Annotated in this window: 19 protein-coding genes; 13 read left to right on the plus strand and 6 right to left on the minus strand. The window is 57.9% G+C overall.

Annotated elements, in window-relative coordinates; translation table 11 throughout:
- On the minus strand, positions 1 to 1,161 hold the full coding sequence (locus V7Q41_RS11250; RefSeq protein WP_333845949.1) for an ABC transporter substrate-binding protein: 1,161 nt from the start codon (positions 1,159 to 1,161) through the stop codon (positions 1 to 3).
- Positions 1,162 to 1,331: 170 nt separating this feature from the next.
- Here V7Q41_RS11250 and V7Q41_RS11255 point away from each other — a divergent pair, with 170 nt between their 5' ends.
- The 3 genes from V7Q41_RS11255 to V7Q41_RS11265 all read left to right on the plus strand — a co-directional run bounded on the left by V7Q41_RS11255 (position 1,332) and on the right by V7Q41_RS11265 (position 5,049).
- Positions 1,332 to 2,081: an SDR family oxidoreductase gene (locus tag V7Q41_RS11255; RefSeq protein ID WP_333845950.1), complete on the plus strand. Its 750-nt coding sequence runs from the start codon at positions 1,332 to 1,334 to the stop codon at positions 2,079 to 2,081.
- A gap of 98 nt (positions 2,082 to 2,179) precedes the next feature.
- A complete protein-coding gene (locus V7Q41_RS11260) occupies positions 2,180 to 3,376 on the plus strand; it encodes a phosphoglycerate kinase (protein ID WP_333845951.1) in 1,197 nt (398 codons plus the stop codon).
- A gap of 146 nt (positions 3,377 to 3,522) precedes the next feature.
- Entirely contained in the window at positions 3,523 to 5,049 is a 1,527-nt protein-coding gene (locus V7Q41_RS11265; protein WP_333845952.1) for a capsule assembly Wzi family protein, read from the plus strand.
- A gap of 4 nt (positions 5,050 to 5,053) precedes the next feature.
- Here V7Q41_RS11265 and V7Q41_RS11270 read toward each other — a convergent pair whose 3' ends face one another.
- Both V7Q41_RS11270 and V7Q41_RS11275 read right to left on the minus strand, forming a co-directional pair.
- The gene (locus V7Q41_RS11270; protein ID WP_333845953.1) at positions 5,054 to 5,425 is read right to left on the minus strand and encodes a surface-adhesin E family protein; all 372 of its coding nucleotides are present in this window, start codon (positions 5,423 to 5,425) and stop codon (positions 5,054 to 5,056) included.
- An 83-nt stretch (positions 5,426 to 5,508) separates the two neighbouring features.
- A complete protein-coding gene (locus tag V7Q41_RS11275; RefSeq protein WP_333845955.1) occupies positions 5,509 to 6,594 on the minus strand; it encodes a fatty acid desaturase in 1,086 nt (361 codons plus the stop codon).
- A gap of 233 nt (positions 6,595 to 6,827) precedes the next feature.
- Here V7Q41_RS11275 and pyk point away from each other — a divergent pair, with 233 nt between their 5' ends.
- The 3 genes from pyk to V7Q41_RS11290 all read left to right on the plus strand — a co-directional run bounded on the left by pyk (position 6,828) and on the right by V7Q41_RS11290 (position 10,354).
- Entirely contained in the window at positions 6,828 to 8,261 is a 1,434-nt protein-coding gene (pyk, locus tag V7Q41_RS11280; protein WP_333845956.1) for a pyruvate kinase, read from the plus strand.
- Between the two features lie 119 nt (positions 8,262 to 8,380).
- Positions 8,381 to 9,445 carry a class II fructose-bisphosphate aldolase gene (gene fba / locus V7Q41_RS11285; protein ID WP_333845957.1) on the plus strand — a complete coding sequence of 355 codons (1,065 nt, stop codon included), beginning with the start codon at positions 8,381 to 8,383 and terminating at the stop codon, positions 9,443 to 9,445.
- A gap of 3 nt (positions 9,446 to 9,448) precedes the next feature.
- Positions 9,449 to 10,354 (plus strand): phosphoribosylaminoimidazolesuccinocarboxamide synthase, encoded by a 906-nt coding sequence (locus tag V7Q41_RS11290; RefSeq protein ID WP_333845959.1) that lies wholly within the window; start codon positions 9,449 to 9,451, stop codon positions 10,352 to 10,354.
- Between the two features lie 14 nt (positions 10,355 to 10,368).
- Here V7Q41_RS11290 and trxA read toward each other — a convergent pair whose 3' ends face one another.
- Positions 10,369 to 11,325, minus strand: coding sequence for a thioredoxin (trxA, locus tag V7Q41_RS11295; RefSeq protein WP_333845960.1), 957 nt, complete (start codon positions 11,323 to 11,325; stop codon positions 10,369 to 10,371).
- 48 nt (positions 11,326 to 11,373) lie between these two features.
- On the opposite strand from trxA, the gene purE reads away from it, so the two are divergent.
- From purE to V7Q41_RS11315, 4 genes are read left to right on the plus strand one after another with little or no spacing between them, the layout of a single operon-like run.
- Positions 11,374 to 11,865, plus strand: a complete 492-nt coding sequence (gene purE, locus V7Q41_RS11300; RefSeq protein ID WP_333845961.1) for a 5-(carboxyamino)imidazole ribonucleotide mutase — start codon at positions 11,374 to 11,376, stop codon at positions 11,863 to 11,865.
- Entirely contained in the window at positions 11,862 to 13,061 is a 1,200-nt protein-coding gene (locus tag V7Q41_RS11305) for a 5-(carboxyamino)imidazole ribonucleotide synthase (RefSeq protein WP_333845962.1), read from the plus strand. The genes purE and V7Q41_RS11305 overlap by 4 nt, the downstream gene beginning before the upstream one ends.
- Before the next feature lie 6 nt (positions 13,062 to 13,067).
- The gene (locus V7Q41_RS11310) at positions 13,068 to 14,114 is read left to right on the plus strand and encodes an L-threonylcarbamoyladenylate synthase (protein ID WP_333845963.1); all 1,047 of its coding nucleotides are present in this window, start codon (positions 13,068 to 13,070) and stop codon (positions 14,112 to 14,114) included.
- Between the two features lie 29 nt (positions 14,115 to 14,143).
- Positions 14,144 to 15,022, plus strand: a complete 879-nt coding sequence (locus V7Q41_RS11315; protein ID WP_333845964.1) for an SGNH/GDSL hydrolase family protein — start codon at positions 14,144 to 14,146, stop codon at positions 15,020 to 15,022.
- Here the strand turns inward: V7Q41_RS11315 and V7Q41_RS11320 are convergent.
- Positions 15,019 to 15,294, minus strand: coding sequence for a SemiSWEET transporter (locus V7Q41_RS11320; protein WP_333845966.1), 276 nt, complete (start codon positions 15,292 to 15,294; stop codon positions 15,019 to 15,021). The two genes, V7Q41_RS11315 and V7Q41_RS11320, sit on opposite strands and share 4 nt — an antisense overlap.
- A 15-nt stretch (positions 15,295 to 15,309) precedes the next feature.
- Positions 15,310 to 16,836, minus strand: a complete 1,527-nt coding sequence (gene dacB, locus V7Q41_RS11325; RefSeq protein ID WP_333845967.1) for a D-alanyl-D-alanine carboxypeptidase/D-alanyl-D-alanine endopeptidase — start codon at positions 16,834 to 16,836, stop codon at positions 15,310 to 15,312.
- 32 nt (positions 16,837 to 16,868) lie between these two features.
- On the opposite strand from dacB, the gene tsaB reads away from it, so the two are divergent.
- Genes tsaB through V7Q41_RS11340 form a run of 3 tightly spaced genes read left to right on the plus strand, consistent with a single transcriptional unit; the run spans position 16,869 to position 18,945 of the window.
- On the plus strand, positions 16,869 to 17,633 hold the full coding sequence (gene tsaB, locus V7Q41_RS11330; protein ID WP_333845969.1) for a tRNA (adenosine(37)-N6)-threonylcarbamoyltransferase complex dimerization subunit type 1 TsaB: 765 nt from the start codon (positions 16,869 to 16,871) through the stop codon (positions 17,631 to 17,633).
- Positions 17,630 to 18,094: a ribosomal protein S18-alanine N-acetyltransferase gene (gene rimI / locus V7Q41_RS11335; RefSeq protein WP_333845970.1), complete on the plus strand. Its 465-nt coding sequence runs from the start codon at positions 17,630 to 17,632 to the stop codon at positions 18,092 to 18,094. The genes tsaB and rimI overlap by 4 nt, the downstream gene beginning before the upstream one ends.
- Positions 18,095 to 18,105: 11 nt before the next feature.
- A complete protein-coding gene (locus tag V7Q41_RS11340) occupies positions 18,106 to 18,945 on the plus strand; it encodes a uracil-DNA glycosylase (RefSeq protein ID WP_333845971.1) in 840 nt (279 codons plus the stop codon).
- Positions 18,946 to 19,028 lie beyond the last annotated feature (83 nt).

Here is a 19,028-nt window from a genome sequence, read left to right on the forward strand (position 1 = left end):
TTACTTCACCTCAACCCAGCGGCCATTCTGAATTTGTGAGATTACAGAATAACTAGAGCCGAGATGGTTCTTGTCTGAGAATTGGACTGTAGGCACGCCCAAGTTATTACCTTGTGGGCCCATGGTCTCCAGTGCTTTAACCAAACTTTCAGTGGTTAAATTAACGCCAGCTTTGTCCATGCCTCGGCTTAGCAACTCGATGATCCAGTAGCCGTAAAGTGAAAACAGTTGAGGGTCTGAGCCGTATTTGGCCTTGTAGCTCGATGCCCAAGCGCGTACGTTCTCATTGTTTGAGTCTGCATAAGGAATGGTTGCTGAATTGACCGCATAAAAACCGTTCACCGCTTCTTTGCCAAGCATTGGGACTAGCTCTGTGTAGGCGCCGATCGAGCCCATGAAGGTGGGGTTAAAGCCCGTTTTACGTGCCTCTCCAATTGCACCCGGCGTTTCGCGAATGAGGGTGCCCATGCCGACAAAGTCGCAGTTGGCGGCTTTTAGCTTCACGATTTGTGAAGAAAAATCAGTGGCACCGCGCTTGTAGGTCGTTGTCTCGCTGATAGGGATATTGATAGATTTCAGTCCATCTGTCACACCGCGCGCAACTTCTAAACCAAACTCATCGTCTTGGTGCAAGATGCAGGCTTTTTTGGCGTTGACTTTCTTGAAGAGAACAGGCGCATGCTCTTTCATTGAGCCGTAGTAGTCATCCAGAATTGCGAATTTCAATTTGTTAACAGGCTCGAACATGTCACGCGCGGCTGTGAGCGGCGCAAAGTTCATGACGTTTTTCTCAAATTGCACGGGCATGGCCGCGTTGTTGACCACCGTACCAATTGAGCCTGCAACCACAAACACTTTGTCTTGGTTGATTAGCTTTTGCGCAACTTGAACTGCTTTGGTTGGGTTGTACGCAGAGTCTTCAACGATCAGTTTTAGTTTGCGTCCATTGATGCCGCCCTTGGCATTGATTTCGTCTGCCCGCATTTGCATGCCAGCCGCAGCCATTTTGCTAAAGCCAGCCAGTGGGCCTGACAAATCTTGAATGCTGCCAATTAGGATCTCGTTGGAACTGACTCCTTGACTTTGGGCATGGGCAGTAAGACTCGCTCCTCCTACCAACATCGAAATGGCTGTAACGATTACCGCGTTTTTAACTCGCATCTTGGCATCCTTAAAGTGGTAGGCGGAGAACCATCTCTCCTAGGGGTGAACTATATGTATAAGCGTTTAGACAAAAATAAAAATTGGACTAGGACTTACACCTAGCGCAGTGGTGAAGAAACGCCAAAAGTCGGCTCGTTCACAATCGTATTTTTCAAAGGAGCATGCCCATGAGCAAAGTAGCAGTCGTCACAGGCGCCAGTTCTGGCATTGGCAAAGCATGCGCGTTGGCTTTGTTGGCCGAAGGTTGGCAGGTGGTGTTGGTGGGGCGTCGTGCGGATGCACTGGCCTCTACCGCGCAGGCCGCAGGTGCAAACGCTGCCCACGCGTGGGCGGTGTCTTGCGATGTGAGTCATGAAGACGAGGTGGCCAGCTTGTTTGAGGGCGTGCGCGCCAAATACGGCCGTGTCGATTTGCTGTTCAACAACGCAGGCATTTTCTTGCCAGCCAGCACGCCTGGCGATTTGTCGGGCGAAGATTGGCGGCGTTCGGTGGATGTCAATTTCAATGGCGCGTTTTATTGCTTGTCGCATGCGTTCAAGCTCATGCAAACGCAAACGCCTCAAGGTGGACGCATCATCAACAACGGCTCGATTTCGGCGCACGCGCCGCGCCCCGGGTCGATTGCCTACACGGCCACCAAGCATGCCATCACGGGCATGACCAAGGCGGCCTCGCTTGACGGCCGCGCGTTTGACATTGCGGTGGGCCAGATTGACATTGGCAATGTGGCCAGCGACATGACCGACAAGTTCGCCGCTGGCGCTTTGCAGGCCGACGGCAGCGTGAAGCCCGAAGCACGCATGGACATGCAAGGTGTGGTCGATAGCTTCATGGCCATGGCGCGTTTGCCGCTGACAGCCAACGTGCTTTTCATGACGGTGATGGCGACCAAAATGCCGTTTGTTGGGCGCGGCTAAGCTTTCTCTACCCAGACAGGCGTTTGCGATGATTGCCAATTTCGCGCAAGCTTGAACTTTTAGAATACTTAAAGTTTCTAACTTTGCGGCTCATCCCAATGAATGTCATTCGCTTCTCTGATTTGTGCGCCAACGGCTCGGCCAAAGGCAAACGTGTTTTCATCCGTGCCGACCTCAACGTGCCGCAAGACGCGGCAGGCCAAATCACCGAAGACACCCGCGTGCGCGCGTCTGTGCCTGCGATTGACATGGCGCTGAAGGCTGGCGCGGCCGTGATGGTCACCTCGCATTTAGGCCGTCCGACGGAGGGCGAATTCAAACCCGAAGACTCATTGGCGCCCGTGGCCAAGCGCTTGGGTGAGTTGCTCGGACGTGATGTGCCGCTTGTTGCCAATTGGGTGGATGGCGTGACGGTTCAGCCCGGCCAAGTGGTGCTGTTGGAAAACTGCCGCATGAACCTAGGCGAGAAAAGCAACAGCGACGCATTGGCCCGCAAACTCGGCGCGTTGTGCGACATTTTTGTGCACGATGCCTTTGGCACCTCGCACCGCGCCGAAGGCACCACCTACGGTATTGCGCAATACGCGCCCGTGGCCTGTGCGGGCCCCTTGTTGGCTGCCGAGATGGACGCCATCACCCAAGCTTTGGCGTCTCCCAAGCGCCCCCTAGCCGCCATCGTGGCAGGCAGCAAGGTGTCCACCAAGCTGACCATCCTCAAGAGCCTGGCCCACAACGTGGACCAACTCATCGTGGGCGGCGGCATTGCCAACACCTTCATGCTGGCCGCTGGCCTGAACATCGGCAAGAGCTTGGCCGAGCATGACTTGGTCGACGAAGCCAAAGCCGTGATGGCGTTGATGAAATCGCGCGGTGCCGAAGTGCCCATCCCCACCGACGTGGTGACTGCTAAAACTTTTGCAGCCGATGCTGTGGCCACCATCAAGAAAGCCACCGACGTGGCCGATGACGACCTGATTTTGGACATTGGCCCTGAGACGGCAGCCAAGTTGGCCGCGCAGCTGATGAAGGCCGGCACGATTGTGTGGAACGGCCCCGTGGGTGTGTTTGAATTTGCCGCGTTCGAGAACGGCACCAAGACCATTGCCCACGCCATTGCCCAATCCAGCGCCTTCAGCATCGCCGGCGGTGGCGACACCTTGGCCGCTATTGCCAAATACGGCATTGAAGAGCAGGTGGGCTACATCTCGACAGGTGGCGGCGCGTTCTTGGAGGTGCTGGAAGGCAAGACCTTGCCTGCATTTCAAATTTTGACCCAACGCGCTTCGCAGGGCTGACAGAGCAGTTGGCAAGTTCCGTGTGGCGCCTGTCTCGCGTGCCTCAATGGGCGCACAGGTTGGCGCGGTCCGCCCATAGGATGAATCAAAAACAGTAAAAAAGTACTCTTTACAATTAACCATTAAGTGTTAATTAAAGAGTACGAATGAATTGTAAAAAACGCATATCGCGTACGCTGTTTATTTTTGTAGGAGCACTCTGCATCTGCCAAGCACAGGCCCAATCACCAGCCATCGCCAGCACCTCCTACACGCCCACTTGGGCGGCTAGGCATTATTTGCAATGGTTGTCGGACCAGGCGGGCCTGCCCATCACCAGCAGCCATTGGCCCTTGCCAGCGGCTGCAGTGGTGCAAGCTTTGGAGGCCTCCACGCTGCAAAGTGGGCTGGATATCGAAGCCGTCAACACCGCACGTGATTTTGTGTTGAAGGAAATCGAAGCCGCCCGTGCCAAGGCGCGTCTTCGTTTGCATTTACGAACGCCCTCGGCCGCATTGAATGGCTACGCTGAAAACTACACACCCGCAAGCAGTGCGCAAGTGTCGAGTCCTGAAGGTCGGCATGAGGTGGGTGAGCTCTCACTCGCTTGGCGCTTGGGTGCGCGACTAGAAGCCAACGACCATGGCGACAGCCCAGTGCGTCCAGATGGAAGTGCTTTCGTGCTGGGATATGGTGGCTGGCAGCTGCAAGCATTTTCTCAACAGCACTGGTGGGGACCGGGTTGGCAAAGCAGCTTGGTGAATGGACACAACAACCCCGCTTGGTTGGGGTTGGGAATTCAACGTGGCCAAGTCGTTGCGTCAGACAGTCCATGGCTCAGCTGGTTAGGGCCTTGGAATTTAGATTTTTTTGTGGCCAAAGCCAATGATCCTTGGGTTGTTCCAAACCAGCCACAGGGTTTCCTTTTTTCGGGCATGCGTTTGACCATGAAGCCAAAGCCATGGCTAGAACTAGGCTTGAGTCGCGGCTTGCAGACCAGCGGCTTGGGGCGTCCAAGTGGCGTGAGGAATTTTGCGAATGCGTTGTTGGGCCAGCAGGTCAACCAAGAGAGCTCAGACACATTTGTGGACAGCAGTGGTCAGATTGCAGGTTTCGATGCGCGCCTGAGTTGCCCCAATGCGTGGGTCAAACATCTTGGCACTTGTGCTGTTTACACGCAGTGGATGGGTGAGGATGCTGCGGGTCAAATCCCATTGCCTTATAAGTTCATGACCTTATGGGGCGTTGAGAGCGCATTGAGTCAGGGCAAGTACCGCGCCTTTGCTGAGTGGACCGATACCAATGCCAACAGCTTGCCTTGGGACACTGCGCCTGCTTTTCCAGGGTATGTCAATGGCGTTTACCGCCAAGGCTACACACAAGGGGGACGCTGGGTTGGGCCTGCACAGGGTTCAGGTTCGCAAGTGATGACGCTTGGCTGGCTTGATGCTTCTCGACAGCGTTTGCTCAAATTTCACAAGGGCCGCATTCATACCAGCTTGGGGAGCTATGACCCCCGTTTGACGGCACCGCACGGAGGTACGTGGGGCGTCAGCATGAGCCAAACATTTGCTCGCCATGCCATGACGCTGACACCAGAGCTGGGCTACACCCAACTGGCAGATGGCAGCAATCAGCGTGGCAGCAAACGCAACAATTGGCGCCTAGGCGTGGCGATGACCCTGCCTTTTTGACTTGCTACCAAGCGCACGCAAATGCAAACAACTGCCGGCTCATGCTGTCTTGGCTCACAGGTCGCCAGCCTTCGGGCACGGGCAGTGATTTGATGGCAGGGCCGTTGCCCATTTTGTTGGGGTGGCTGCTGGCGCTGAGGGTTTTGTACTTACCTTCGGTGCAGTCGTAATCGATATAAGACTTGACCGATTGCTGGCCTGTTTTGTCTGGGCTGGTCAGGTCATACACCACCCACACGCGGCGGTTGTAGCCCATCTTGGTGATGGCGCTGGAGTCGATGTAGACCGTGGCCACTTCGTTGCGCGTCACGGTCACCCACATGGCGTGAGCGCTTGCAGACACAAAGGCCAGCCAAAACAAAACAATGAATTTCATGGCGTACAAGCGTACAAGAAAAAGCCCCGCCAATTCATCACAATTGCGGGGCTGAGGGGGCGCAGACGAAAACCAAGGTGCGATCAAGCAGCTTTCATCGCACGTGGGCTGGTGACTTTGCCGTCATAAGTGGTCCAGCTATCGGTTTTGAAGTCATAGAGCTTGCAATCGCGTGCGGTTTGCACATACCAGCGCCAAGAAAAGGGCTGAACGATGATGCGCTCAGGCAGTAGCTCTTCGAGTTTGCTTTGCGCCTGCTTTAGTTTGTACAAAGGAATGCTCATGTCCAAGTGGTGTGCCGTGTGCTCCATGATGTGATGCATCAGCGCGCCAATGTTGAACGGAAAGGTCAGATGCACGGTGGTGGACACAAAAGGGGAGGCCTTGGACCAGCCCGTGCGTTCTTCGTGCCATGACACATCCACATGGGTGTGGTGCACATACACCACAAAGCCAATCATGGTGACCCAGAAAAAGAAGGGCAATGCGACGCCCATCAGCAAGATGTAGCCAATGTTTTGGTCAGTGGCAATCGCAGCCCACACCATGCCTGCGACCCAAGCCGCGGCGAAAGCGGAGATGAGCAAGCAGTCTTTCATGAAGATGGGACGGCGCGTGGGCATGTGCTTTTCGTTGGGAAACACCATCTTGTTCCACCAGATTTCGATCATGTAGTACAGACCTGGTGCCCAGCCGCTTCGGTACACACGGTCTTTGAGCTTTTGCATGGGGCTCAGGGCGGCGTACTCTTCGGGTGTGTAAGGGGCCCACACGAAGTCGAAGTTTTTGAGGTTGGTGTAGCCGTGGTGCACCACGTTGTGGCCAATGTCCCACAAGCTGTAGGCGGTCAAAGAAGGCAAGAACGCAATTCGGCCTAGCCACTTGTTGAGGTTGCGATGCGGTGTGAGGCTTTGGTGACAAGCGTCATGGCCGATGATGAACAAGCGGCCAATCACAAAGCCAGCAGCACAACCGCTCAAGAGTTTGGCCCACCAAGCGTCGAAATACACGGTGCCAGCGAGCAAAGCGGCCCACAGCACGTAATCAATAACAAGCATCACAATGGCGAGCACTGTGGTGCGCTCAGCCAAAGGGATCAGCCACTCGCGCATGACTTTGCGGTGTGGCAGGGGTTCGCTGGGAAGAATAGGTTGAATCTGTGAGGTCATAGGTGACGAATCTTAGGTGAGCGGTTTTGATGCGCACTGATTTGCATCAATTAGTGCCATGATTATCGCCGTTTCGGCCCCATGCGGGCGTTTACCCGTCTAGCCTCAAAGGCTTTGTGAAAAAAACGAGGCAAAAAGAAAACACCCATTTGAGCCGATCTCGCTTCAAGAGACGCAGTAATTAGCGCCAAGCGTGCCAGAATAAAGCGAACACAACCGCACAGGAAAAACCCATGGCCCGTCATGCCACCAAGATTGTTGCTACTTTAGGCCCCGCGTCGAGCGACCCTGCCCTGCTGGAGGCCATGATCCGTGCTGGCGTGAACGTGGTGCGTCTCAATTTCAGCCACGGCAAAGCCCAAGACCACATTGAGCGCGCGCATTTGGTGCGCGAAGCCGCCGCACGCGCAGGACGCGAAGTGGCCATCATGGCTGACTTGCAAGGCCCCAAGATTCGCGTGGGCAAGTTTGTAGATGGCAAGGTCATGCTGACCAACGGCGCCAAGTTTGTGCTCGACGCCTCTCGCACCGAACTCGGTGACTTGCAGGGCGTGGGCTTGGACTACAAGGAACTGCCCCGCGACGTCAAGCCAGGTGATTTGCTGTTGCTCAACGACGGCTTGATTGTGTTGACCGTCGAAGCCGTGCGCGGCGAGCAGGTGCACACCTGCGTCAAGGTGGGTGGCGAGTTGTCCAACAACAAAGGCATCAACAAACAAGGCGGCGGCTTGACCGCGCCTGCTTTGACCGGCAAAGACATGGAAGACATCAAAACTGCGATGAGCTTTCAAGCGGATTACGTGGCGGTGAGTTTTCCAAAAAACGCAACGGATATGGAGATGGCGCGACAACTGGCCAATGTGGCGGGCGCTGAATACAAACACAAGCCCGGCCTGATTGCCAAGATTGAGCGTGCCGAGGCGATTCCTCATTTGGAAGAAATATTGCTCGCCAGCGACGGCATCATGGTTGCGCGTGGCGACTTGGCCGTGGAAGTGGGAAATGCGGCGGTTCCTGCCTTGCAAAAACGCATGATCAAGCTGGCCCGTCAGTTCGACAAAGTAGTGATCACGGCCACACAAATGATGGAGAGCATGATCACCAACCCCGTGCCCACGCGCGCCGAGGTGAGTGACGTGGCAAATGCCGTGATTGACGGCACCGATGCTGTGATGCTGAGTGCCGAAACTGCCGCTGGCAAATACCCGCTGGAAACCGTGGAGGAAATGTCCAAAATTTGCGAGGCAGCCGAAGCCGCTGAGGACGTGGAGTTGGATGCCGATTTCAAAGGCCAAACCTTCACGCGCATCGACCAATCGATTGCCATGGGCGCCTTGTTCACGGCCCACCATTTGGGGGCCAAAGCCATCGTGGCGTTGACCGAGTCTGGCTCCACCGTGTTGTGGATGAGCCGTCACCGCATCCACATTCCCATCTATGCGGTGACCACCAAAGTGGCGGCTCAACGCCGCATGGCATTGTTTCGCAACGTGCGTGCCTTGTTGATGGACACCAGCGCCGACCGAGAGACTGCGATGGCCCAAGCCGAATCGCACCTGAAGTCGCGCGGCATTGTGGACACGGGCGACGTGTACGCCATCACCTGCGGTGACCCCATGGGCACACCGGGCGGTACCAATATGCTGCGTATTTGCGAAGTCCGCTGAACCACACGTCTGGCGCGCTGTCCAGCTGACACGCTCAGGCGCTTGTTGGTGGCGTACAAAGTTGCCGCCTTTAAAATTGTCAGCAGTCAGACCCGTTTTATTTTTTTGAGGATTCCCCCATGGCACTTGTATCGATGCGCGAACTTTTGGACCACGCTGCAGAGCACGGTTACGGCATTCCCGCTTTCAACGTCAACAACTTGGAGCAAGTGCAAGCCGTCATGGCAGCTGCCGACGCGGTGGGCGCCCCCGTCATCTTGCAAGCCAGTGCTGGCGCTCGCAAATATGCGGGTGAGCCGTTCATCAAGCATTTGATTCAAGCTGCCACCGAGGCTTATCCACACATCCCCTTGGTCATGCACCAAGACCACGGCACCTCACCCAAGATTTGCCAAGGTGCGATTGACCTCGGCTTTGGCTCAGTCATGATGGATGGCTCTTTGATGGAAGACGGCAAAACCCCCGCGAGCTTTGAATACAACGTGCAAGTCACGCAACAAGTGGTGGCCATGGCGCACCAAGTGGGCGTGTCGGTGGAGGGTGAACTGGGTTGCTTGGGCAACTTGGAAACCGGCGAAGCGGGCGAAGAAGACGGTGTTGGCGCTGTGGGCAAACTCGACCACAGCCAAATGTTGACCGACCCCGAAGAGGCAGCCTTGTTTGTCAAAGCCACGCAACTCGACGCCTTGGCCATCGCCATTGGCACCAGCCACGGCGCATACAAGTTCACGCGTGAACCCACGGGCGACATTTTGGCCATCAGCCGCGTCAAAGAAATTCACGCGCGCATCCCCAACACCCACTTGGTCATGCACGGCTCTAGCAGTGTGCCCCAAGACCTGTTGGCCATGATCAACCAATACGGCGGCCAGATGAAGCAGACTTTTGGTGTGCCCGTGTCTGAAATTCAAGAAGCCATCAAACACGGCGTGCGCAAGATCAACATCGACACCGACATCCGTTTGGCCATGACCGGCGCTGTGCGCAAGTTCTTGTTTGAAAACCCAGACAAGTTTGATGCCCGCGAGTGGCTCAAGCCTGCCCGCGAAGCAGCCATGAACATCTGCAAACAACGTTATTTGGAATTCGGTTGCGAAGGCCAAGGCGCCAAGATCAAGGGCGACAGCCTCTCGGTGGTGGCTGCCAAGTACGCCAAGGGCGAACTCGCTCAGTTGGTGAAGTAATACATGACAGCACTGCACACCTCTGCGCTGACTTCTTTGCCTTTGCTTGCCCGCGGCAAAGTGCGCGACAACTACGCCGTGGGCGACGACCGCATTTTGATGGTGGCCTCCGACCGCATCAGCGCGTTTGATGTCATCATGGGTGATGCCATTCCTGGCAAGGGCGAATTGCTGACCCAAATGGCTTTGTTTTGGTTTGGCAAGCTCGGTCATATTTGCCCCAACCACCTGACAGGTCAAGCCCCGGAGAGCGTGGTGAGTGCACAAGAAGTGGCGCAAGTCACCGGCCGCTCGATGTTGGTCAAACGCTTGACGCCTATCCCTGTGGAAGCGGTGGTGCGTGGCTATTTGGCTGGCAGCGGCTGGGCCGAGTACCAAGAAAACCAGGCCGTGTGCGGCGTCTTGCTGCCCAAAGGTTTGAAGAACGCCAGCAAATTGCCTGAGCCCATTTTCACCCCTGCCGCCAAAGCGGCCGTGGGAGACCACGACGAAAACATCACTTACGCACACATGGTCGAGATGATTGGTGGCGGCTTGGCCGAGAAAATCAAAACCATCAGCATTGCTTTGTACGAAACCGCGCGTGACGTGGCAGCGGCCAAAGGCATCATCATTGCCGACACCAAGTTTGAATTTGGTTTGGATGCCAACAACGACTTGGTGTTGATGGACGAGGTGCTCACGCCCGATTCGTCACGCTACTGGCCTGCTGCCAGCTACGCGCAAAGCTTCAAAGACGGCGTGAACCCACCGAGCTATGACAAACAGTTTTTGCGCGATTGGCTGGAGACGGCCCAAGTGCAAGGCAAGCTGTGGAGCAAATCACCGCCCGCGCCGCATTTGCCGCAAGAAGTGATTGCTCAAACCGCCGCCAAGTACCAAGAAGCATGGGATCGTTTGACGGCCTGAGGCCTGTCTTGCGCTCAGTTCAGCGCCATGCTGAGCTTGCGACGGTAGCGAGAAATCAACTCCAACACGGGATCCTCTTGCACCGCGGCTTTGCCGGTTAGCTCAATGCCGCCTGCGGATTTGCCAAATGCGGCATCGTCCGTTTTGGCCTTGGGTGGGGTCATCAGCTCCAAGATGGACACATAGGTTTTGCGCGCCACGTCGTTGTGCCATGTTTTGTCGCGCATGACGATTTCGAGCAACTCATCCATCGCAGCTTCAAACAACTCAGCAGCGATCAACAAGCGGGCTTTGGCCAAGCGGGTCTCAAAGTCGCGTTTGTTTTGGGCAATGGCCGCGTCAAACTGCTCAAACGTCCAAGCTGCGCGTGGGTCGCTGGCCACAAACTGCAAGGCCTGCAGCCAGTAGTGGAGGGCGTCAAAGCGCAGTTGCAGCGGAATTTCGGTGAGCTTGGGCGCCAGCGCCGCTTGGGCTTCTTCCAGCTCGCCCACCGAGATCAGCAGCTTGACCAGGTTGAAGCGGGTGTCGTCGTCGCCAGGGTTGAGGCTCAAGGCTTCTTGTAGTTTGGCAATGGCGGCGCCAGCATCGCCGGCTTGGATCAGCTGTTCGGCTTCTTGTGCATCCGCCAAAGCGGCCACTTCGCTGTCCGATGGCAGGTGCTTGTCTAAGAACTCGCGCACCTTGCCTTGTGGCAGCGCACCCATAAAACCGTCCACTGGGCGGCCACCCATCAGCAAAATGCAAGTGGGCAAGCTCTTCACGCCAAAGGCGCTGGCCAATTGTTGCTCGGTATCTGCGTTGATTTTGACCAGCTTGAAGCGACCGGCATAGTCGACTTCAAGCTTTTCCAACACGGGCCCCAATGATTTACAAGGGCCACACCAATCGGCCCAAAAGTCCACCAGCACCGGGGTGGTTTGAGAGGCCATCATCACTTCGGCCTCGAAATTTTCTATCGTCACATCCATCATGGGGGTCCCGTCTTAAAATTCGTATTTGCTCACACACACAGCCACATCATGACCCAGTGCCAAGTCGGTGTCGTCATGGGTTCCAATTCTGATTGGGACACCATGCAACATGCAGCCCAGATTCTCCAAGAATTTGGTGTCGCTTTTGAAACCCGCGTCGTTTCAGCGCATCGCATGCCAGATGACATGTTTGCTTACGCCGATGCAGCACAAGGCCGAGGCCTCAGGGCAATCATCGCAGGTGCGGGCGGCGCCGCCCATTTGCCGGGCATGTTGGCTGCCAAAACCATTGTGCCGGTGCTCGGTGTGCCTGTGGCCACCAAACATTTGCAAGGCGTTGATTCCTTGCACAGCATGGTGCAAATGCCCAAAGGCATTGCGGTGGCCACCTTTGCCATTGGCAATGCGGGCGCGGCGAATGCGGCCTTGTTTGCAGTGGCGATGCTGGCCTCGACCGATGCCGCCATGGCAGAGAAGTTGCAAGCCTTCCGCACAGCGCAAACCGAAGTGGCACGCAACATGACCTTGCCACCGCCATGAGCGTGGTCTTGAAGCCCTTGTTACCCGGCTCGACCTTGGGCGTGTTGGGCGGCGGCCAGTTGGGTCGCATGTGGGTGCACACCGCTCAGCGCATGGGCTACCGCACGGCGGTGCTTGACCCCGATGCGCAAAGCCCCGCAGGCTTGGTGAGCCATCACCACATCCACACCGACTATCTCGATGCCGCTGGACTGCAGCAACTCGCCGCCGTGTGCCAAGCGGTGACCACCGAATTTGAAAACGTGCCCGCCGATGCGCTGGCGCAACTCGCAGTGACATTGCCCGTGTCACCCGCCGCATCTGCCGTGGCCGTGGCGCAAGACCGTGCGCGCGAGAAAGCCCATTTTGTGAAATGCGGTGTGCCCGTGGCGCCGTATGTGGTGATGGACACGGCTGAGCAACTGGCCGATTTATGGGCGGATGCGGCGAACGCCGCCGTGATCGACAACTTGCTGCCCGGCATTTTGAAAACCTCCCGCATGGGCTATGACGGCAAAGGCCAGTTGCGTGTGCGTACGCGTGAAGAGTTGAATGCGGGCTGGGCCAAACTGGGCAGCGTGCCCTGCGTGCTGGAAAAAATGTTGCCCTTGACCAGCGAATGCTCGGTCATCGTGGCGCGTGGCCGCGACGGCGCAACAGTCAACTTGCCGGTGCAGCGCAACTTGCACCGTGACGGCATCTTGGCCGTGACCGAGGTGTTTGAGGGCAATGTGCCAGAAGCGCTGGCACATCAAGCCATCACAGCTGCCAAAGCCGTGGCGCAAGCGCTGAACTACGTGGGCGTGTTGTGCGTGGAGTTTTTTGTGTTGGCGAATGGCGAACTGGTCGTCAACGAAATCGCACCTCGCCCGCACAACAGCGGCCACTACAGCCAAGACGCCTGCGATGTGTCGCAGTTTGAACTGCAAGTGCGCACCATGGCTGATTTACCGTTGACCCAACCACGTTTGCACAGCCCCGCTGTCATGCTGAATTTGTTGGGTGACTTGTGGTTTGCAAATGCGAATGCGGAGCAAGTCGAACCCGCCTGGCACCAAGTGTTGGCGCTGCCCGGCACACACCTGCACCTGTATGGCAAGCGCGAAGCCCGTGTGGGTCGCAAAATGGGTCACCTCAACATCACCGCTGCCACACCACAAGCCGCACGCGCTGTGGCGCAGCAAGCTGCCGTGCTGTTGGGTTTAGCGCCGTTTTAAGTCGCCATGATTCTTGACGGCCAGTCCCCCCAAGCCATTGCGGCTGCTGCACACGCTTTGCAGCGCGGCGAGCTCGTGGGCTTGCCCACAGAGACGGTTTACGGCTTGGCGGCAGATGCGGGTAACGATGTGGCGGTGGCCAAAATCTTTGCAGCCAAAGGCCGCCCCGCCAACCACCCGCTCATCGTGCATGTGGCCAGCGCGCAGGGCGTGATGCGTTTTGCCAGCCATGTGCCCGACTTTGCGCAGCGGCTCATCGACGCGTTTTGGCCGGGTCCTTTGACCCTCATCTTGCCGCGCCGCTCAGAAGTAGCAGCTGTTGCGGCAGGTGGACAAAACTCCGTGGGCCTGCGCTGCCCCTCGCATCCAATCGCGCATGCCGTACTGCAAAGCGCCGAGGCCTTGGGCGTGTTGGGTGTGGCCGCACCAAGTGCCAATGTGTTTGGCCGCGTCAGCCCCACCACAGCCGCGCACGTGGCGAGTGAGTTTGACGACAGTTTGCTTATTCTTGATGGCGGTGCGTGCGATGTGGGTATCGAGTCCACCATCGTGGATTGCACCCGCGCAGCGCCTGTGTTGTTGCGCCCTGGGGTGCTGACGCCCCAGCAGCTGAGCGATGCCTGCGGCCTCACCGTGATCACGCCCAACGCGCCTGATGCAGACGCTCCGCGTGCTTCGGGCAGCCTAGAGTCGCACTACGCGCCCTCGGCCAAATTGCAGCTGATGACGGCTGCTGAATTGCAAAATGCCATGCATGCCTATGCCAGTGCAAACGCGATCAGCGACCCTGAATTGACGCGCGCGGGCCTGGCCATTGGCAAGGTCGCCGTTTGGTCCAGCAGCCCACTGCCGGTGCCCACAACCCATGCCGCACTCTTCAATATGCAACCCATGCCCACTTCAGCCAACGACTGCGCCCACCAACTTTTTGCCCAATTGCGCAGCTTCGACGCCCAAGGCGCTTCGCATATTTGGGTCCAAGCCCCACCCCTTGACCACGAATGGGATGGTGTGCGCGACCGCTTGACGCGGGCTGCCGCCCCAACTCGTTAAACTAGCGCGGTAATCAAAGAGAGCCTGTGATGAACCCAATTTTTAGCCGAACCCTCCAAGCCATTTGCAGCATTGCCATCGTGGGCTTGCTTTCAGCCTGCGGGGCAAGCAGCACGGTGGAGCCTTTCAAACCAACGCGTGTGGTGGGCTTGGGGGATGGATTTAACGATCCCGCCGCCACTGTGGACGATGGCACCACCACACGCACCGTCGTGGGGCAGGTGGCCGCCTACTTTGGCCAGCCCAACATTGTGAGCAAGGCCAAAGCTGGCGCCAAAATCAAGGCCAGCACGGGCTCCCTCATTCCTGATTTAGCCGCGCAGATCGATGACGTTGTGACAAACAACGGTGGTTTTTCTGCGACTGACTTGGTGTTTATTGCCGTTGGCACGTTTGATGTCAAAGAAGGCACCAACCCAAACACAGCAGCCCAAGACTTGGTCACGCAAGTGCAGCGCATCAAGGCGGCTGGCGCCAAGCATATTTTGATCATGCCCGTCTTGGATGTCACGCGCACGCCTTGGGGGCGGGTCAATACCAGCACGGTCAGCACCACAGCAACCAACACGTTCAATGAGGCTGTTTTGCTGGCCTTGAGCACAGCCTTCGGTGGTCAAACCCCTAACTCTGTGATTTATGCCAACGCGTCAGGTGTGACCTCATTGTTTTTGACAGCGACGTCCCTCACCGTCTTCTCCCCCTTCACTGACACAGGCTTCAGCCTCACTGTTGCGGCAGGTACTTTGCCCGCCTGTGGCAGCGCAACCTTGTTCACGGGTTGCACGACGGCTGTGGCAAACGCGAATTACCCCACCATGATGTTTGCAAATGGCATTCACCTCACCCCCGCGGGCAACCGTTGGGTGGCCCAATTCTTGTTCAACGCCACCGCCCAGGGTTGGCGTTAATCCCCCGCTGATGCCCGGCGTCCAAAGCGCAAGCGCATCACCAAAATACTGGTCGCCAGCAGCAGTGTGATGATGTTGGCAATCACCACAGGCCAGGCTTCGATCAGCAAGCCATAGGCCAACCACAGCGCAATGCCGAGGGTGAACGCGCTGTACATGCCCAAAGACACACCGCTCACATCGCGGGTCTTGAAGGTCAGCCACGCTTGCGGCACAAAGCTCGCGGTGGTGAGGCTGGCAGCGGCGTAGCCGATCCATTCGGTGTGGTTCATTCAAGTCCTTGTGAATTAAGGCTGCTTGCCAGCCCAGTCAATCATCGCGTCCAGCGCTGGGCGCGCGGCATGGGCATTGGCGTGGTGCAGGATGGCCACCACCACCCAGCGTTTGCCGCTTTCGGTGTCCACATAGCCCGCCACACCTGCGACATCGCGCAAGCTGCCAGTTTTCAAATGGGCGCTGGCTTGTGCTTTGCTGCGCTTCATCGTGCCGTCAAGGCCTGTGACGGGCAGCGAGCTCATCAGCTCAGACATGTGGGGCGAGGCCCAAGCCACTTGCAGCAAACGGGCGAGGGCTTGTGCGCTGATGCGTTCTTCGCGGCTCAGGCCCGAGCCATTGTCAAAGGTGGGCATGTCGCCGCCCACGCGTTCGCGCCACCAGCGCTGCATCACCTCGCGTGAGGCGTCAAAGCTGCCCACGCCGCGTGGTTGCTGGCTGAGGGTGAGAAACAGTTGCTGCGCCATCACGTTGTTGCTGAACTTGTTGATGTCGCGGATGGTCTCGGCCAAGGTGGCAGATTCGATGTTGAAGATGGGCTGCAAGTGGGTGGGAACGCTGCCATCGCGCACTTGGCCGCTGAGCTGGCCGCCGAGTTGTTGCCACATGCCCGCGATGGCGCGCGGTGCAAATTGCATGGGTGCGGCATAGGCAATGGGCCACATTCTTTCGCCACACACAGCAGGAAAGTTGCCCGCAAAGCGAATGCGGGTGGGGTCGCTCCAGTCGGCGCGCAGCGCCGTGCGGTAGTCGCTGCAGTCGCCAGTGCTCATGGGCACGGCGGCGGGGAATTGCACACCTGCCAAGGGCGGCTCAATGTGAACACGCGCCACGTTGGCCGCGCGGTCAGGCACAAACTGAATGAGCAAGGATTTGAAGTTGATCAAGAGCGCATCAGGCGCCGCGTTGTAGGGGCGCAGGGGCTCGCCGTCAAAGCTGGCGGCGTCACGCACGGGCACGTCAAACGCGCTGCGGTCAAGCACGATGTCGCCTTGAATTTTTTGAATGCCCAAGCCTTGAATGCGGCGCATCAGCAGCCACAAACGCTCCACCACCAAGCGTGGGTCGCCGCTGCCTTTGATGTAGAGGTTGCCTTGCAGCACGCCGTCGCGAACAGGGCCGTCTACATACACGGGCGTGCGCCACACAAATGCAGGCCCGAGCGTGTCAAGCGCAGCTGTGGTGGTGGCCAGTTTCATCAGCGACGCAGGGTTGACGCGCACTTGGGCTTGGTGGCTCAGGCGGGGTGTGCTGCCCGAGTGGGTGTCGACCACCATGACGTGAAAGTTTTCAGCAGGCACTTTGGCGCGTTGCAGCGCAGCTTGCACTTCGGCGGGCAGTTGGCCTATGTCGCCATCGGTGTGCTTGGGCGGGTCGGTGCGCGCAGCTTTTGAGCTGGGGGCTGCGTGTGCCTGCCAAGCCAAGACGCACAGCACGGCCAACATGCAGGCCCGCGTCAAAGACTTGCGCAACCAGGCTCCTCGTGTGGGGGAGACGCGTGATGTGGGCCCGTGCAAAGAGGGCAAGTGCAAAGCAGTCATAGGCAAATTATCACGGCTGGGATAATCACCCAATGCATTCCAATCATTGGCTGGCCTTAGAGACCAGCACCGACACCTTATCGCTCGCGGTCGCACGCGGCCCACAGACTTGGACGCACACCAGCGCCGGCGGTGCGCTGACCTCCACGCACATGATTCCTCAGACCTTGGCCTTGTTGAAACAAGCGGATTTGAATTTGACCGATTTGCAAGCCGTGGTGTTTGGCCGTGGGCCAGGCGCGTTCACTGGCTTGCGGACCGCTTGCGCGGTGGCGCAAGGTCTGGCGTTTGGCGCTGATGTGCCGGTGTTGCCGATAGACACTTTGTTGGCCGTGGCTGAAGAAGCCCGTGCGTCTAGCTTGACGCCCGTGACCCGCGTGCTGGCCGTGATGGATGCCCGCATGGCGCAGGTGTATGTGGCGGCCTATGAGTTCACGCCAAGCCTTGCTGAGTCAGCGGATGACGCCAATCCCTTGCAAGGCCAGTGGCACTGCGTGCAAGAGCCTGAGTTGCACAGCCCCGAATTTTTGTATTGGCCTGCGGATTGGGCGCAAACCAGCTTTATGGCCGCTGGCAATGCTTGGCCTGTGTACGCTGGCCAATGGCCCGTCGCGCTGACGGCCCCACAACGCATGGCTTTGCCCAGCGCCGCCGCACTGCTGCGCTTGGCGCCTGCCGCATGGGCCGCTGGCGCAGCCGTGCCAGCCGAACAAGCGCTGCCCCTCTACATCCGCGACAAAGTGGCGCAAACCACCGACGAGCGCATGCACCTCAAAGCTCTGCAAGCCGTCCCATGAACGCTGTGTTGAAACCCGAAGTTCGACTCGAGCCGCTGACACAGGCCCAGCTTGACGACGTGCTGCGCATCGAAAAAACCGCTTATGCGCACCCGTGGACGCGAGGCAACTTTGCCGACTCGCTCAAGTCAGGCTACCAAATGCTGGCGCTGATGGGTGGCGACACCTTGATTGGTTATTTTGTTGCCATGCAAGGGGTGGACGAAGTGCATTTGCTCAACATCACAGTGGCGCCCGAGTTTCAGGGGCAAGGCTACGGTGTGCTCATGCTCGATGCCTTGTCGGTGTGGGCGCGCAGCCGACAAGCGCAATGGCTGTGGCTGGAAGTGCGTGTGGGCAACATCCGCGCCATGCAGGTCTATGAGCGTTTTGGCTACCGCCGTGTGGGCGAGCGCAAACACTATTACCCCGCCAGTCGCGGCCATCGCGAGCACGCCGTGGTCATGTCGCTCAAGCTGTAAGCTATCGCACCATGACCGACACTTTGCACCTTGACCAACGCCAACGCGCCATGCTGGCCGAGATGGGCGTGCGTGTGTGGTCGCCCCTGTCAGAGACGCCAGTCATGGATGCGGCAGTGGTGGAAATAGAACAACCTCACGGCTTTGTTGCAGCGGGCGAGCTGGCCACACAGGCGATTGCTGATGCGATCAAACCAGCCCCCATCCTCATTCAACGCCCTGATGGCATTGACCAAATGGATTGGTCAACCTTGCACACCACCGTGTCGGGCTGCCAAGCCTGTAGCTTGTGCAGTTCGCGACAACACACCGTGTTTGGTGTGGGCGCACCTGCCGCTGATGGTCAAGCGCCCCAAGTGGATTGGCTGATCGTGGGCGAAACACCGGGCGAGGAAGAAGACCTCCAAGGCAAACCCTTTGTCGGCCAAGTGGGCCAGCTGCTGGACAACATGCTGGGCGCCATGAAACTCTCGCGCACAGGCGCGCGTACGGCCGAGGGCGGCGGCGTGTACATCGCCAACGTGCTCAAGTGCCGCCCGCCCGGCAACCGCAACCCCAAGCCCGAAGAGGTGGCGCAGTGCCTGCCCTACCTAGAGCGCCAAGTGGCCTTGCTCAAACCCAAAATGATTGTGGCCATGGGCCGCTTTGCGGTGCAGGCCCTGCTGCGCGATAGCGTGCCTGAGCTAGAAGGCACGCCTTATGGCAAGCTGCGTGGTCGTGTGTATCAGTACCAAAACGTGCCAGTGGTGGTGACCTACCACCCCGCTTATGTGCTGCGCAACTTGTCTGAAAAGGCCAAGGTCTGGGCGGACCTTTGTTTGGCGATGGCGCATCTCAAGGGGTCTGAGTAAGATTTTTTGTTTGTGAAGGGTGCGCGCCGGAGGTGGTGACACGGCTTGGGTGCAGCGGCTTGCCTCATGCTGGGGTACCAGAA

Source organism: Limnohabitans sp., assembly GCF_036804465.1.
In the GTDB taxonomy this organism is placed as follows: domain Bacteria; phylum Pseudomonadota; class Gammaproteobacteria; order Burkholderiales; family Burkholderiaceae_C; genus Limnohabitans.